The organism is Candidatus Villigracilis sp. (genome assembly GCF_057083605.1).
The window spans coordinates 98,427-115,107 of the sequence record NZ_JBXMTI010000016.1; the positions used below are offsets into that span (position 1 = coordinate 98,427).

The 16,681-nt window shown below is 50.0% G+C and carries 13 protein-coding genes; all 13 read left to right on the plus strand.

Going from position 1 to position 16,681, the window contains the following annotated elements; all coding sequences use genetic code 11:
* The first annotated feature begins 76 nt into the window (after positions 1–76).
* Complete coding sequence (locus AC14M5_RS03435) at positions 77–709, plus strand: uracil-DNA glycosylase (protein ID WP_484028232.1); 633 nt, start codon at positions 77–79, stop codon at positions 707–709.
* Positions 710–1,043: 334 nt separating this feature from the next.
* Positions 1,044–1,844: a phytanoyl-CoA dioxygenase family protein gene (locus tag AC14M5_RS03440; protein ID WP_484028233.1), complete on the plus strand. Its 801-nt coding sequence runs from the start codon at positions 1,044–1,046 to the stop codon at positions 1,842–1,844.
* An 80-nt stretch (positions 1,845–1,924) separates the two neighbouring features.
* Complete coding sequence (locus tag AC14M5_RS03445) at positions 1,925–2,125, plus strand: Os1348 family NHLP clan protein (protein ID WP_484028234.1); 201 nt, start codon at positions 1,925–1,927, stop codon at positions 2,123–2,125.
* 268 nt (positions 2,126–2,393) lie between these two features.
* The gene (locus AC14M5_RS03450) at positions 2,394–3,917 is read left to right on the plus strand and encodes an aminotransferase class V-fold PLP-dependent enzyme (RefSeq protein ID WP_484028235.1); all 1,524 of its coding nucleotides are present in this window, start codon (positions 2,394–2,396) and stop codon (positions 3,915–3,917) included.
* 186 nt (positions 3,918–4,103) lie between these two features.
* Complete coding sequence (locus AC14M5_RS03455; RefSeq protein WP_484028236.1) at positions 4,104–5,027, plus strand: hypothetical protein; 924 nt, start codon at positions 4,104–4,106, stop codon at positions 5,025–5,027.
* Positions 5,020–6,786, plus strand: a complete 1,767-nt coding sequence (locus AC14M5_RS03460) for a cyclic nucleotide-binding domain-containing protein (protein ID WP_484028237.1) — start codon at positions 5,020–5,022, stop codon at positions 6,784–6,786. The genes AC14M5_RS03455 and AC14M5_RS03460 overlap by 8 nt, the downstream gene beginning before the upstream one ends.
* Positions 6,783–7,763, plus strand: coding sequence for an LLM class flavin-dependent oxidoreductase (locus AC14M5_RS03465; protein WP_484028238.1), 981 nt, complete (start codon positions 6,783–6,785; stop codon positions 7,761–7,763). Before AC14M5_RS03460 ends, AC14M5_RS03465 begins: the two co-directional genes overlap by 4 nt.
* Positions 7,764–7,899: 136 nt before the next feature.
* A complete protein-coding gene (locus AC14M5_RS03470) occupies positions 7,900–9,303 on the plus strand; it encodes an FAD-binding protein (protein WP_484028239.1) in 1,404 nt (467 codons plus the stop codon).
* A 15-nt stretch (positions 9,304–9,318) separates the two neighbouring features.
* Complete coding sequence (locus tag AC14M5_RS03475) at positions 9,319–10,722, plus strand: FAD-binding protein (RefSeq protein WP_484028240.1); 1,404 nt, start codon at positions 9,319–9,321, stop codon at positions 10,720–10,722.
* Between the two features lie 273 nt (positions 10,723–10,995).
* The gene (locus tag AC14M5_RS03480; RefSeq protein WP_484028241.1) at positions 10,996–12,402 is read left to right on the plus strand and encodes an FAD-binding protein; all 1,407 of its coding nucleotides are present in this window, start codon (positions 10,996–10,998) and stop codon (positions 12,400–12,402) included.
* A gap of 11 nt (positions 12,403–12,413) precedes the next feature.
* Positions 12,414–13,820, plus strand: coding sequence for an FAD-binding protein (locus tag AC14M5_RS03485; protein WP_484028242.1), 1,407 nt, complete (start codon positions 12,414–12,416; stop codon positions 13,818–13,820).
* An 85-nt stretch (positions 13,821–13,905) separates the two neighbouring features.
* Positions 13,906–14,628, plus strand: coding sequence for a hypothetical protein (locus AC14M5_RS03490; protein ID WP_484028243.1), 723 nt, complete (start codon positions 13,906–13,908; stop codon positions 14,626–14,628).
* The gene (locus AC14M5_RS03495) at positions 14,531–16,681 is read left to right on the plus strand and encodes a 2-oxoglutarate dehydrogenase E1 component (RefSeq protein WP_484028244.1); all 2,151 of its coding nucleotides are present in this window, start codon (positions 14,531–14,533) and stop codon (positions 16,679–16,681) included. The genes AC14M5_RS03490 and AC14M5_RS03495 overlap by 98 nt, the downstream gene beginning before the upstream one ends.

Genomic DNA, 16,681 nt, shown 5'->3' on the forward strand with positions numbered 1-16,681 from the left:
ACAGCTGGCATAGGCGTTACAATATGGATTAAGTCGTACATAAGATAACTTATTTTTTGTTGCGAGGAAGCCGATCATGTCTCAATCAGATTTGTTCAGCACATCAAAGCAATATACTTCTCTCGATGAAGTTCTCAACGCAATCAGGGGCATGAAGGACGATCCGCTGGCGAAGGCGGGCACGAAGGTTGTGATCAGCCGCGGAAACCCGAATGCAAAATTACTGGTCATCGGTGAAGCGCCGGGGCCGCAGGAAAATATCCAAGGGAAACCATTTGTGGGGCCTGCGGGGAAACTGCTTGATAAAATCCTTGAAGCGGGAAACTTTGATCCTGAAAAGGATGTGTATATCACTAACTCTGTATTTCGTATGCCGCCGGGGGATGATGGCAAGGAATTTCGAAAACCCAATGACCAGGAGATCGACTATTACCGTCCGTTTGTGTTTGAGATCATTCGAATGATCAACCCGCTTGTGATCCTTTTGACTGGAAATGTAGCTTGTCAATCGATCCTCAAAAAGACGGGCATCACTTCTCTGCGCGGACAATGGACTCTGGTCGAGGGGCATTGGTGTATGCCGATCTTTCATCCATCCTACCTCCTGAGGAATCCATCACGCGAGGTTGGTTCTCCCAAAGCCTTGATGTGGGATGATATTCGTGAAGTCCGCAGGAAATATGATGAGTTGATGGCAGGCCAGGCGTAATAGGTTTACTTATAAGACTTTCGCTTTTATCCGCTAATCCTCGCTAATTACACTAATCTTCTTCACAATTCGCGGAGACATCGTGCCCTTTGGGTATTGGCGAAGACATCGTGCCCGCAGGGTATTAGCGGATTATTTTTCGCTGCGGTCAACATCCCCCCAATGTGCTATTTTGCCTATCTTGACTTTAGTCGTCCAGTTTGCTAAGATAATATCAATAATTCAGCTTGCTATTTTATTGCACCCTCAGGGTGCTTTCCTTTTTGCTCCTCATAACTGACATCTCTTTTTTATTTTTTGGTTTGACAGGGTTCCTGTTGGAAAAGAGGTATTTATGGCAGTTCTTTCAGAGGGACAAGTTGATTTCTTCCAGGAAAATGGTTATCTGATCGTTCGAGGATTAATCGATCAGAAAAGTGTGGATGCATTAAAAATTGCATTGATGAATATTGTCAACGGCCAGGAAGAGGGGATTCGCCGCAAGTTACCTGTAAAATTCTCAGACGGCACAAAAGTTACTGAATTTCAAGGCTTATGGAAAACCAACCCGGTATTTGCAGATTTCCTGCATACCTCCAGGTTGGGAGAAGCCGCTTCCCAATTAATGGATACGCCTGAGGTGCGGCTGCTTTACGATCAAATCTTTTACAAAGATGCCAAGATCGGCGGCGCTGTCCCCTGCCATCAGGATTATGATTATTGGCAGCACATCTCAACACCAAACATCATCACAGCCTGGATGGCGATCAGCAGCGTCACGCGAGAAAGCGGATGTATGTATATGATACCGGGCAGTCATCGCTGGGGGTTGATCGATAGATTAGGGTCCAATATAATGAAAGATACAGACCCGGAGTTATTTTTAAAGCGTGATATCAGTAATGAGCAGAGGGAAAAAGTGACTCGCGAGCCAGTGGTGCTCGAACCGGGTGATGTGTCGTTCCACCATTCGCTCGTCATTCATTGCAGCTACCCCAACACTTCAAACCTGCCCCGCGTTGGGTACATCCATCGCTATCTTCCAGCGGAGGCCCGCTACGTGGAATCTCATGATCTTCATAAAACTCATGAGGTCAATGTGAAAGATGGTGAGTTGATCAATACCGTAAACTTCCCCCAGATCTGGCCTCATTAAGATACAGTTTTATCACCCATACTTTTTGGTTATGTTAGTCTCTCTCGGCGGGCACGCCACCTTACCTTTAGGAGGTACCTGTGAACGATCTAAACTCTCTAGTCCAGAAGATCACGAGTGATCCGGCTTTCCTTACAGAACTTGCCGCTTCCCCAGAAGCCACATTGAAGAAACACAACTTCATGGTATCAGACGAAGTCCTGAATACCATCAAAGGAATGGATGAAGCAGGACTTCGCGAATTAGCTGCAAATTACGATTCCGACAAAGCCGCCTGCTAAGCAGAATATCCACTCCGCGGCGTGCTGGCTCTATGCTGCGGATGAGGTTGCAATTAGCCATTTGCCCAAGCCTACTCTTAGTCCCGATCTTGTGGCGTGCCCGCCCGGATGGATTAACCGATTATGAAGGAACTGATGTCGTTGCGAGCCGCGCTTTTGGGCTTAGCGGCGACATCGTACCCGAATGGGTAAGCAATCTCCTCATTGTGGGGATTGCTCATTGCACTAGTGGTAATTTATGCGATACCCTTTAGTGGAAGCAAAAAATATGCCAACTCAAGCTGATATCATTTTGCAGTACATTAATGAAGATTCCGTTGCAAAGGATTTCCACGTTGCCAAGGAGGACATCCTGATTGGCCGCGCAACTGAGTGCGATATTTATCTCAATGATCAACAGGTTTCCCGATTCCATGCAAGTCTGAGGGTGGCACCGGATGGACTCTGGCTGTTGGATATGGATTCCAAGAATGGGACGTTGATCGATGGCAAGCCGATCCCACCCAACCGAAGGATTCCCCTCCAGCCTGAACAAAAATTCATCATTGGCAGTTATACCTTTATGGCATTGGTTCCCAGGTCAGCCGGGCTTGACCCGACCATTATTCAACCGGGCATTCCTCGTGGTTATATGTATGATCTGGATGCCCTGCGCAACACAGAATTCCCCTCGATGCTCCAACGGACCAATCTGGATAATGCAGCAACCGCACCAACACCCGTCCGAACCATCAACAAAATCAAATGGATGATGGACGAGAAGATCGCGACTACCAAATGGCATAGCGCTGATTTTGCGCTGGAATTCTATGGCGCATTCCAAACATCAATCGCAAATTTGTTGAACGCCGAATCTACACAGGAAATTGTGTTTGTAGAGGGTTGTTCCGTTGGGCTGAACCTGATCGCCCAATCCTTGGATGCAAAGCCGGGCGATAATATTGTCTTTTGTGATCTCGAACATACCGCCAATGTATATCCGTGGATGAGTTTGCAGCGCGATGGTGTAGCTGTGATACAGGTTCCGTCGGTCAATGGCGGTCTGACGCTGGAAGCCTTGCGCGATGTGGTGGATGAGCGAACTCGTCTCGTGGCAGCCAGCGCCGTTCAGTTCTTCTCAGGCCATCGCACCGACCTGGCCCGCATCGGCAAGTTCTGCCGCGAACGAAACATAATCTTCGCGGTGGATGCGATCCAGGCAGTTGGGCATATCCCCATTGATGTGCAGAAAATGAACATCGATGTATTGGTCACAGGCGGGCACAAATCGATCATGGCCATGCCCACCGCAGGTTTCATGTATGTACGTAATGAAGTCTGTTCCAGGCTGAACCCGCGCGTGGTTGGGGCAGTATCAACCGCAGACTGGACCTACTATCTCAAATATGACATGACCCCGGCCAGCGGAGCCTGGCGCTTCCTGATCGGGACGCCTAATTTTGTTGGGATGGCAGGCGTGATCGAAAGTATTACTTTAATCAACGAGCTGACTCGCGAGGCGATTGACCGCCATACAACCAACCTCGCCGCTCATGCACTGGAGATGGCGCGTGCACGCGGATACGAATTGACCACCACGCCCGGCGAGCACGCATCAATCGCCACTTTCAAGAGTAAGTTTAATAAGGAAGTGACCACCGCATATTTGAATAAGATCGAAGCAGAGGAAAATATATTTATCGCCAAACATCCAGATCGGCAGGGTCATCCACACTTGCGCCTTTCCTTCCATTGCTATAACACGGATGAAGACATCCAGCGCGCGTTTGAGGCGTTGGATAAGATGCACTAAGCAGGAGCAGGCTAAGGGTCAGTGAAGAAGCGGATCTTTTGTCCCGCTTACTCAAAAAATAATCCGCTAATACCCTGCGGGCACGATGTCCTCGCCAATCTCCGCAAATTGTGAAAAAGATTAGTGCAGATTAGCGAGGATTAGTGGACAAGCGCAATAGCCCTGAAAGTAAAGAGGTCAGTTATCGTGCATGATCCAGAGTTCAAGGAATTAATGAGAATTGGTGTGGGGCGTGTTTACGAGCGCCTTGAACAGGATTTGCCTCTTGTTGGCGCAAATGTGCAAAGCTGGATAAAAACATTGGCCGGGGGTAATGAACCCGCCGATTATTTTTTACACCCTGTTGCGTTTCCATTGATGCTGCTTCCGTGGTGGTTGGAGCGGCAGCTAAAAGGTGAATGCACTGCAAATTTTCAATCCGATCTAATTTTTTCAAACGCGAGTCTTTATTATTATATTCGGCTGGTTGATAATGTAATGGATGGGCATGCAACAGTGGAATATAAATTGCTTCCCGCAGCGGGGTATTTCGTCAATCAATTTCACAATGAATATCACAAGTATTTCAAGGTCGGGCATCCGTTCTGGGAGTACTTCGAACATACCTGGGCTGAGTTTTGTGATGTGACCGCGGCTGATGGTCACCTCACAGATACTGATGAACGAACCTTTACGAGTCTGGTCGGGCATAAAGTTTGCGCGGCCAAGATCAGCGTGGCGGCGGTCTGTTATCAGTATCAACATCCCGAATTAATTTCTTTATGGGATGAGTGGATCGATCTATTTGGCTGCTGGCATTTATTCCGCGAAGATCTGTTTGACTGGCAGCAGGATCTCAATTTGGGAGCGGTAACTTATTTTCTATCCGAGGCTGGAAGACAAAAAAATGTTGATGAGCCTGTAGTCGGTTGGCTCGCGCGCGAGGGTTTGGATTGGGGCTTTGAGCAGTTGAATGGTTGGATGCAGGGCTTGCGCAAGATGACTTTTGTTTCGCAGGAAGTTTTTTCCTATTTGGATTTTCGTGAACGGGAGCTTTATTCACGCCGGGAGACGCTTCGCTCGGCCCTTGAATTGGTGCGCCAATTGAGCAGGAGCAATAGCTATGACTGACCTAAACGTGGCGCAACCGGAATCCGCCGAAGAACTGGCGTTTGAGAATCTGTTTGCCACTGCGCAGAGCTATTTCACGGAATATCTGCAGGTGCTGCGCTCATATGGAATCGAACCAGACCCAAACATGGAGCTGCGTCGATCTCCGGGCATGAATAGTTATTACAACCTGACTGATGGTCAAATCTATCTGGCACTGCCAAGCTTGAAGGGCGGTGTCGGAAAGTTGTATTTGCTGTTCATAAAATCCATGTTTGGCACCGAGTCGGATGCCGAAATTTTGGAATTATTAAACCTGTTGCTGCCCCGCATCGTTGCCCATGAAATAGGACATTCCCTGCGGCACCGCTACCACCAGTTCGAGAAGGAGAATCTCTGGCTGGAGGAACAGTTCGCCAACCAGCTTGCCATGGCGCTCATCAAACGAAAGATGCCGCCAGAATTAAAGCAGAGGGTGCGCGAGGTGCTGACCAAGACCATAGCGAAGCTGGGCGAGAAAATAGAAATGAAGGATATCGCTCTCGATTCATACCGTGATATCGTTCATGCCCTGAACGTGACCGACCAGATCGGTGACAGCACTCTCGATAACATTGAAATGATACGGACTATTTTTTCGATTGATATTGATGATCTCCTGCGCGCCAGCGGACAATTATCGGATACTGCGGTAAGCCGTATCGAACAGCGGGGCGAGGTAATTAATGACTTGAATGAGCAATATACAAAGGATGCGGCGCGCTACATTTACAGTCATTTTGGCTGGATGTATTTCGACTTCCTCAGTAAAAAGTCCGATTATGTAGATGAGTTCGCCGTTACGGGACTGGGACTCAAGCCTAAGCTGGTGGACGAGCTGGATCCCTCCTCTGTTTTGGATCGCGTCGAGATACAGGCCTTATATCGCGCTTATCAAACCATCCCGGCCAAACCAGAATTGGGCCGGCGTTATTTTTACAAACGGTATCGCAGTGCCTTGCTCAGGCGCATGGAAATTACAACCCTGAATGTTCCAGGCGGGCAAGTTGAATCTGACCTGACGCAATTGCTGGAAATGTGGAATGAACATGAGGCTGATCCGCTGAATCTTTTAGAACTGGTCTGCCCTCCTGATCTGAGAAAATTATTTCCTCAATTCCTTTCCAAAGATTCAGGCACCATGTTATTGCAGCCCCACAAATTATTGCCAACAGATACGGATAAGAGGTTGTGGAATTATTTCAGGTCGGGCGGTAACGATGAAGATATTATCAACACACTGGATAGGCTCGAAATTCTGGAGCGCATGTCTATGCTGCGCCCGCTGCCCGTGGAACTACAACTTTGGCTGATCCATCGCATGTACCGTTTGAAACTGGATAGCGGAGAGCCGATCCTGTGGATGGGCGAAAAGAATACCGACATTTTTATCCTGGTGGATGGGTTGCTGGAAATCACAGTTCAGGAAAAGGCCAAGGGCGAGGCCAGGCATGTGGGCTTGATCAAGCCCGGGAATTTATTTGGCGAATTCTCTTTTGTTACAAACGATGCCGCCACCGCCACGGTTCGAGCTGTGCGCCCCTCCGAATGTTATGTATTCAAGGGAGCAGACCTCAGGCCCATGGCATTCCGTCACCCGGGAGTGCTCGTTCAAATGGCTACCAGCCTGGCAGAGAAACTTAATCGCATGAACCAGATCATGGCGACTCGCGAGACAGATGGTACAAAGACTTATCAATTCCTGAAAACAGGCCCCTGGGGCCAGGATGATAAACCATGAAATTTGCGATTGGATTGTTGCAATCACGGCACGGTACCGAACCAGATGGCCGCATATTCCGCCAGACGATTGAACAGGTTCAATTGGCGGAGGCGCTTGGCTTTCATTCTGTATGGCTCACCGAACAGCATTTCAATAACTTCGGCGTTTGCCCGGACCCGCTGACACTTTTAGCTCACCTGGCAGGAGTGACAAAACGCATTCGCCTGGGGACGAGCGTGGTGGTGCTTTCCATCCATAACCCGCTATCGATCGCTGAACAAGCCGCTTTGGTGGATCAATTATCTGAAGGACGATTAGAGCTTGGCATCGGTAAGGGGCACGCAAAACAAAATTACAAAGCCTTCGGGATGGAATCTAGTGAAAGCGAAGCCCGCTTCTATGAGGCGCATGATCTGTTGAAGATGGCATGGTTGAATGATGAATTCGACTATCACGGAAATTTCATTGATGCGGAGAAAATCCGCGTCGCTCCAAAGCCGTTGCAATCTCCTCATCCGCCTTTATGGGTGGCAACGTTTGGAAATCCAGCCATGATCCGTTTCGCCGCACAGAATGGTTATCCTCTCCTGCATACCTTTACTGGAGATAGCCTGAAACAAAACCTTGAACTGTACCGCAGTGAGTATTCAGGGAGCGACTCTCCATCCATGAGTCTGGCGCGCATGGTGTATCTGCACGAAGATGGTAACCGCGCCCGCGAGGAAATGCGCGTCCCCGCACGCTGGTACGTGGACAATAACCCGGGCCGACCGCCACTAATCGCCAATTACGAACTGGCTGTTGAAGAGTTCATTAATAAGCTGGGCATCATTGGTTCACCCAAAGAGTGCATCGAGCGGATTCAATGTCTGCGCGATGAACATCACCTTGATTACTTCATGTTCATCTTCGGGCCAGGCGGCATCCCTCATGAAAAGATCATGACTTCCATGCGCCTATTTGCCGACAAAGTGATGCCAGAATTCGCGGATTAATGGAATAACACGGTGAGTGCGCGGCATAAAGTCGCCGAGATGTTGTAAAAAAGTCGTAAATTTTACGCCAAAACCTTAGATTACTTTGCGTCCTGGCGTCTTTGCGTTAAGACTTTGGTTTTAGAGGAGATTGGTCATGACACAAGCAGTCGCAATTGGGTTTGACCGGGCAAGCCGATCATGGGTGAAAGAAGCGGCAGGAGGGTCAACAGTTCGCATTCCCTCATTGGATGGCAATCTACTGGTTGATGAAGAATCACTGAGCGCTGCCGGGCAGGATTTCGGTCATATCCGTAACTACAAGCCAATAGCAGTACTCGAACCCCGCACAAGCGAAGATGTGATTCGAATCATAAACTTTGCGCGCGAGCAGGGAATTAAGATCGGCGTTCGAGGCCGGGGCAGCAGTGTCTTTGGTCAATCGCAAGCGGATGGCGGCATCGTCATCAAAATGGAAGCCTTCCACCAGCCCCCCATCTTCGGCGCGGATTGGGTCAACGTCAGCGCGGGGCTAACCTGGAGCGATGTGCTGGCACTCACCCTCGAGCGCGGCTTGAGGCCGCCCGTCTTAACTCACAATGTAGAGCTTTCAGTGGGTGGCACGCTTTCAGTCGGCGGCATGGACGGCGGCAGTTATCGTCACGGCGCGCAAGTGGATAACGTGCTGGAATTATTGGTGGTCACTGGCGAAGGAAAGCTGGAGACTTGTTCAGCAACTCAACTTCCTGAGCTTTTCAATGCGGTTCTTGCCGGGCTTGGTCAATGCGCGGTGATTCTGCGAGCCACTCTGCGCCTGATCCCTGCTCATACTCACGCGCGCATTTTTGAATTGCTATATCCAGACCTCATCACAATGTTAAACGATGAACGCTTGTTGGTTGCCGATGGGCGAATTGATCGTATCTCCGCTTACGTGATGCCTTCGGCCACAGGCGGATGGCGTTATTACATTCAAGCCGATCACAATTGCGCGCCAGATGATATGCCCGATAAAGATTTCCTTCCGAAAGGATTGAATCATCTGCGCGGCTTCGAGCGGATATACAGCCTGCCTTATTTTGACTTCGTGGCGAACAACCCGCGTCAGGCCGCCCTGAAAGCTGATGGCCGAATCAAATTGCCTCATCCCTGGCTGGATGTTTTCGTACCCGATTCGCGCGCCAATCAATATCTGGCCGATACGTTTGGAACAATGAGACCATCCGAAATTGGCATTGACTTTCCAATCTCGTTTTTCTTTATCAATACCAAAACATGCACTCGTCCGCTATTGAGGCTGCCCGATGAACCTGCTGCCTGTCTTTGGAATTTGATGACGACCATGCCAACCCAGGAGGCTGCCGAACAAATGGTCAAGCGTAACCGTCAGTTTTTCGATCAGGCGCGTGGGGTCGGTGGTAAACACCTCCCCGTCAGTGCCATGCCATTGACCAAAGAGGATTGGCAGGAACACTACGACTCTTACTGGGAACAATTCGCGAACGCCAAACAACGCTTCGATCCCGATTTCATCCTGTCACCAGGACCGGGTATTTTCTAAGCAAAAGGCTTAACAATGAATCAGATGAACACATTCGGGTTTGACGCGGTGAGCAGGTCATGGGTCACGGAGGCGAACGGGCTGTCAACCATCCGCATCCCAGAATTGGATGGCCGCTTGCTGATCGACGATGCATCCCTTGAAGAGGCTGCGGATGATTTCGGACATCTGCGCCATCTCAGACCCATCGCTGTGCTTGAACCAAAATCGAACGATGATGTAATAAAGATAATTAACTTTGCACGCGAGCAGGGAATCAAAATCGGAGCACGTGGCTGGGGCTTTAGTGTCTACGGTCAATCACAGGTGGAGGGCGGAATCGTCATCAAGATGAACACCTTTATCCAGCCGCCCATCTTCGGCCCGGACTGGGTTGAGGTCAGCGCGGGGATGAGTTGGAGTGAAGTGCTGGCTATCACGCTTGAGCATGGACTAAGACCTCCAGTATTAACCAATGACTTGGAGCTTACCGTAGGCGGCACACTTTCTTTTGGCGGTATTGATGGTGGAAGCTTTCGCTATGGCGCGCAGGTGGATAACGTTCTTGAGTTACAGGTCGTAACTGGTGAGGGAAAGTTAGAGAGATGTTCAGCCTCGCACCTGCCTGAACTTTTTAACGCAGTCCTTGCCGGGCAGGGTCAATGCGGCATTATCCTGCGTGTCACATTGAAATTGATCCCCGCTCAGCCTCAAGCCCGCATATTCGAAATACTTTACTCAGATCTTTTCACCATGTTGGCCGATCAGCGCTTATTGATTGCCAGCGGAAAATTTGACCGCATCTCCGGCTGTATCCGTCCATCCGTCAGCGGAAGATGGACTTATTACATCCAGGCGGAACACAACTTCAGGCCGCCTGATTCACCGGGCAAGGAATTGCTTCCAGCGCAGTTGCGTCACATCCGTGGTTTTGAAAAGATATACACCCTCTCTTATTATGACTGCGTGGTTCGCAACCCACACTTTACCGACATAAGAACCAGCGGCGAGGTCCAGTTGCCGCATCCCTGGCTGAATATCTTTCTCCCCGAATCCGTCATTGACCAATTCCTGGCTGATACCTTTGCGACCCTAATGCCAGCCGACATAGGCATTGATTTCCCAGTCACATTCTTTTTATTGGATACATCGCTCTGCACTCGCCCCCTGCTGAGGCTGCCCGAGCAGCGCTCTGTCTTCCTCTTTCATTTAATGGGCACACTTCCAGATCACGAGAAGGCGAAAGAGATGATCGACCGCTACCGCCAATTCTTTGAGCGAGGCCGCGAGTTGGGTGGAAAACAATACCCAATCAACTCATTGCCTTTCTCAAAACAGGACTGGCAGGAACACTTTGGCCCACACTGGGATCAGTTCGTGAATGCCAAACGCCGCTTTGACCCCAATCATATTTTGACTCCGGGACCAGGCATTTTTTAGAATGTGTTTCATTACTCATTCATCTTATGCAAATATCCTGAGACCCCGAAGGGGTCAAATGATTATAGACAATGAGATTTATGGTGTTCAACCCCGAAGGGGTGTCATGATTGCACAAAAATCATGTCATCCCTTTGGGATTTGAATTCACATTTCAAATTTTCTATCACCCTACCATCCCTTCGGGATTATTCATTCTTCCTGCTCAAGTCGCCGCACAGCCAAAATTTATAAGGCAATTATGATTAACTGATTATTTTCAAGGAGCTTGCGATGAAAGATGTTATGGCACTTGCTTTTGATAGGCAAAACAAATCGTGGGTGACCCAGGCCGGGGAGCGGTCAGCAGTTCAAATTCCAGAACTGAGCGGGGCTTTGCTTATTGATGAAGCGTCGCTCAACTCGGTGGCTGAGGACTTCGGTCACTTGCGGCATCGCCAGCCGATTGCTGTGCTCGAACCGGGGTCGAACAAGGATATTATCCAAATGATCGGCTTTGCACGCGAGCAGGGAATTAAGATCGGTCCTCGCGGTTCAGGGCACAATACTTTTGGGCAGTCACTAGTGGAGGGAGGCATCGTTGTCAAAATGGGCGCGTTCTATCAACCTCCAATTTTCGGTGAGGATTGGGTGGAGGTGAGTGCGGGTATGACCTGGCGTCAGGTGCTGGCCGTGACTCTCGAACACGGGTTGAAACCGCCGGTGTTGACTCATAATTTGGGCTTGTCGGTTGGCGGCACTTTATCTGTCGGCGGTATCGATGGCGGAAGTTATCGTTATGGGTCGCAAGTGGATAATGTGCTGGAGTTGCTGGTTGCCACGGGTGAAGGCAAACTCGAAAGATGTTCGGATACGCAATTGCCCGAGCTTTTCAATGCGATGCTGGCCGGGCAGGGGCAATGCGGCATCATCGTGCGCGCAACTTTAAAACTGATTCCCGCCCCAACCCATACTCTCTTTTTTCAATTGCTTTATCGCGACCTTCCAACCATGCTGGCAGAGGAACGCTGGCTGATCGTGGATGGACGCTTTGACCGCGTCTCTGCGCATCTGTTGCCTTCCCCCGCTGGAGGCTGGCAATACTTCATGCAATTGGGATGTAATTTCACAGCCCCCGCCCAGCCAGATCGGGAAGCACTACTAACCGGACTGAATCATCATCGCGGCTTTGAACGGGTCTACGTTGATCCCTATTTTGATTGTGCAGATCGCGGCTCGGGACATTTAGCCGAACTGATAGCCAATGGCCGCATCAATCACCCTCATCCCTGGTTTGACACATTCATCCCTGATTCCGCTGTGGATGAGTTTGGGGCTGAGGTGCTCGCCAATATAGACCCGCGAGAACTCGAAGCGGATTTTCCAATCGAGTTCTATCCGTTCTACACCGAGTTATGCAAACGTCCGCTGTTCAGGCTTCCCGATGAACCGATTGCTTTCTTGTTGGATATCATGAGCACGTATTCCAACCAGGATCAGGCAAAAAAAGTGATTGAACGCAACCGCCGTTTCTTCGAGCATTCACGAGAGATGGGCAGCAAACATTATGCCATCACTGCCATCCCGTTGACCCGCGAGGATTGGCAGGGGCACTTCAACCCTCACTGGGAACAATTCGAGAAAGCCAAGCGCCGCTTCGATCCTGATAACGTTCTAACGCCCGGGCCCGGTATTTTTTAGGAGGATTAAGCATGGGCGAGGCAAATGCGATTGGATTTGATACAGCTAACAGATTATGGAGAAGCGAGGGCAAGGGCGGATCGGTGGCGCACATCCCACCCCTCGACGGCAGACTCCTGGTTGATCCAGAATCCCTTTATCTGATTGCAGATGATTTCGGCCACTTGCGCCACTACCTGCCAATCGCTGTGCTGGAGCCTGGTTCATATTCCGACATCGTCAATATCATCAACTTCGCGCGCGAACATGGAATCAAGGTCGTGCCGCGTGGCGGCGGATATACATCCTTTGGGCAATCACAAGTAGAGGGCGGCATTGTGATTAAGATGAACACACTTCATGAGCCTCCACTTTTCGGTGATGATTGGGTGGAGGTCAGCGCGGGGATGACCTGGCGTGAAGTACTCGCGGCTACGCTCGAGCGCGGATTGAAACCTCTCGTATTGACTCATAACACCGTGCTATCCGTGGGCGGCACACTTTCTGTGGGCGGCATCGATGGCGGAAGTTTCCTTTATGGCGCGCAAGTGGATAATGTTTTGGAACTGAAAGTTGTAACAGGTGAGGGCCGTATCGAAACCTGCTCGGCCACACATATGCCGCAGTTATTCGAAGCTGTATTGGCGGGGCTTGGTCAATGTGCGATCATCCTGCGCGCTACTCTTCGTTTGATTTCAGCCGAGACTCATACATTCTTTATGCAATTGTTCTATAAAGATTTATCAACCATGCTGGCAGACCAGCGTTTCGTGATGGCTGAAGGTCGCTTTGACAGAATATCAAGTTATGTCACACCATCCTCCTCTGGCAAATGGATTTATTACACACAAGCAGGTCTTAATTTCACCCCCCCAGCGCAACCCGATAAAAATATTTTATGTGCTGGCTTGCATCACATCCATGGATTTGAACGCGTGAACATCTTCCCATTTTTCGAGCGTGCCGATCTCGGTTCGCAGCATATCGCAGAGTTGAGGGCCAATGGGCGCATTAACATTCCCCATCCCTGGTTCAATGTCTTCATGCCAGATTCCACCACCGACGAATTCGCAACAGAGATCCTCGCCATGCTCAACCCTTCAGAGATGGAAACAGATTTCCCAATCGAATTCTTTCCATTCAATACTGAGCTTTGTACCCGCCCTTTGTTTCGCCTCCCCAACGAACCAGTGGCTTTCCTGCTGAATCTTCTGAACACAATTCCCGACCCCAATGCCGCGAAACGAATGATCGATCAGAACTTCAAGTTATATGAGCGCACGCGGGAATTGGGCGGCAGGCTTTATCCCATTGGCTCGATTCCGCTAACACAAGCAGATTGGCAACAGCATTATGATCCATACTGGGAGCAATTTTTGGAAGCAAAGCAGCACTTCGACCCCGACCGCATCCTGACTCCATCCCCAGGCATTTTTTAACTCGGACGGTTCGATCTTAAATTCGCGCAGATTAGCGTGGATTAGCGAACAAAAAAAGCATCTTACACAAGCCATAGGACAAAGCATGACATTGGAAAAAGATTTCCATGGCCCCAACCTCGGATACGTTTTGGAACTCTACGAGCAGTATCGGGAGCATCCTGAAACTGTTGACGAGGCAACCCGCAAATACTTCGAGCAAAAGAAGTCGGCAGGCTTGTTGGAGGCCGATCTGCAGGGATTGGTGGGGGCGATAAATCTTGCACAAGCGATTCGTTCACATGGATATTTAGCCGCCGACCTTGATCCGCTCGGCACTCCCGCCAACGATGATCCGCTGCTTTCTTTGGAGTTTCATCAACTGCGTGAAGATGTTCTGATCGGTCTGCCTGCCAGCATTGTGAACATCTCCGGGGAAGATCCTAAAGAGAACGCATACCAGGCCATCGCAGCTCTGCGCTCCATTTATTCCCAAAAAATTGGTTACGATTACGGGCATATCCGCAACCCGGCAGAACGGAATTGGTTATATCAGGCCGCCGAGTCTGGCCGCTTTCGAGATCCTCAACAAACGATTGATGAGAAAAAATTATTGGAACGCCTGACCCAGGTGGAGGCCTTCGAACTTTTTCTCCATCGTCAATACCCAGGCAAGACGCGCTTCTCCATCGAAGGTGTGGACCTGCTCATCCCCATGTTGGATGAAATCGTTGAGTCGGCAGCGCGCGCGCATCTGCGCCATTCTGATCGGCATGGCACATCGCGGACGCTTGAATGTGCTGGCGCATGTTTTGCACAAACCCTATGATCAGATCCTCGCTGAATTCAGGGATCCCAAGGGCCGGGCAACAACCTGGGATGAACTCGGATGGACCGGGGATGTGAAGTACCACATGGGCGGATACAAATCGCCCACCCAGGACAAAGGGATCGATCTGGTCATTCGCATCCCGGCCAACCCCAGTCATTTGGAACATATCGACCCGGTCATTCAAGGCATGGCAAGAGCCGCCAATACAAAAGTGGATGTTCCGGGCGCGCCCAAATATTTTGACAACGCTTCGCTTCCGATCCTGATTCACGGCGATGCCTCTTTTCCCGGACAGGGAATTGTTTCTGAGACTTTCAACTTTTCCCGTCTGACAGGTTATTCAACCAGCGGCAGCCTGCATATCATTACCAATAATAGATTGGGCTATACCGCGACAGAAAACGAGTCACGTAGCAGTTTGCACGCCAGTGACCTCGCAAAGGGATTTGAAGTACCCATCCTGCACGTCAATGCAGATGACCCACACGCCTGCCTGGAAGCAGCCCGCACTGCATTTGCATATCGACAAAAATTCCACAAGGACTTTGTGATCAACCTGATCGGCTACAGGCGTTATGGTCACAACGAGGGAGATGAACCGCGTTTTACCCAGCCGCTTATGTATCAGAAAATAGACCATCACCCTTCGGTGAGAAAACTCTGGGCTTCCCGTTTGGTGGAGAAGGGTCTGATCGATTCAACAAAAGTCGATGAGTTGTTTGAAACCCATATAAAAGCCCTGCAAGACCTGAATGACAAACTGGATGAAGAAGGTTCACTCAGTGAGCCCATCCCCCGAACGCCTCCGCGCGGTGCAGCACAAAAATCAAAAACAGCAATCACTCTAAAGCGATTGAAAGAACTCAATTCATCGCTCATGCAGTTCCCTGAAAATTTTCATCTCAATCCCAAGCTGGAGAAATCGGTCGATAGAAGACGCAAACTTTTTGAGGATTCTAAAAATGGAAAGATCGACTGGGCCGCTGCAGAGGAATTGGCCTTCGCTTCGATCCTCGAAGATGGCATCCCCATCCGCTTGACCGGTGAAGACAGCGTACGCGGAACTTTCAGCCAGCGTCATGCCGCATTCTATGATGTGGAAACGAACCAAAGCTTTATTCCGATGCAATCTATGCCTCAAGCAAAAGCTTCTTTTGAAGTGGTCAATAGCCCATTGAGCGAGGCGGGCGCGGTGGGGTTTGAGATTGGTTACAACGTCCAGGCACCGGAGCGATTGGTTTTATGGGAAGCGCAATACGGAGATTTCATCAACATTGCCCAGATCATGATCGATGAATTCCTACTCTCGGGCCGTGCCAAATGGGGATTCACGCCTTCACTGGTTTTATTACTCCCGCACGGGAACGAAGGCATGGGACCAGACCATTCAAGCGGCCGCATCGAACGATTCCTTGGATTGGCGGCTGAAACAAATGTACGCATCGCCTACCCTTCGACAGCAGCACAGTATTTTCATCTCCTGCGAAGGCAGGCTCTGCTCTTGAAAACCGACCCTCTACCTCTGGTGGTCTTTACTCCCAAAGGATTGTTAAGGCATCCACTCACCGCCTCGGTCTTCGATCAGTTGACCGAAGGAAACTGGCAACCTGTCATCGATGATTCAGGCCTGCCCGGGAAAGCAAAGGACGTAAAGAACCTGATCCTCTGTAGCGGCCGCATCTACGTTGACTTGGTCAGCAGTGACAAGCGTAAGGAAAACGGAGATGATGCGATTGCACGGGTCGAACAGCTTTACCCATTCCCGAAAGAGGAGATACAGGAACTGATTACCGGTTATCGAAATTTCGAACGTGTGCTGTGGGTACAGGAGGAGCCATCGAACATGGGCGCCTGGAATTATCTGCGCCCGCGCCTGCGTGAATTGATCGGAAATGACCTGTCGCTTCATTATATTGGCAGGCCGGAAAGCTCCAGTCCCGCGGAAGGTTCCACAACTTTGTATCGGATCAATCAACAGGAATTGATCGAACAGGCATTTGATTTCGAAAAGAAGACGCGCATTAAAAGTGTGGTCAAAGAGAGAGGTTGA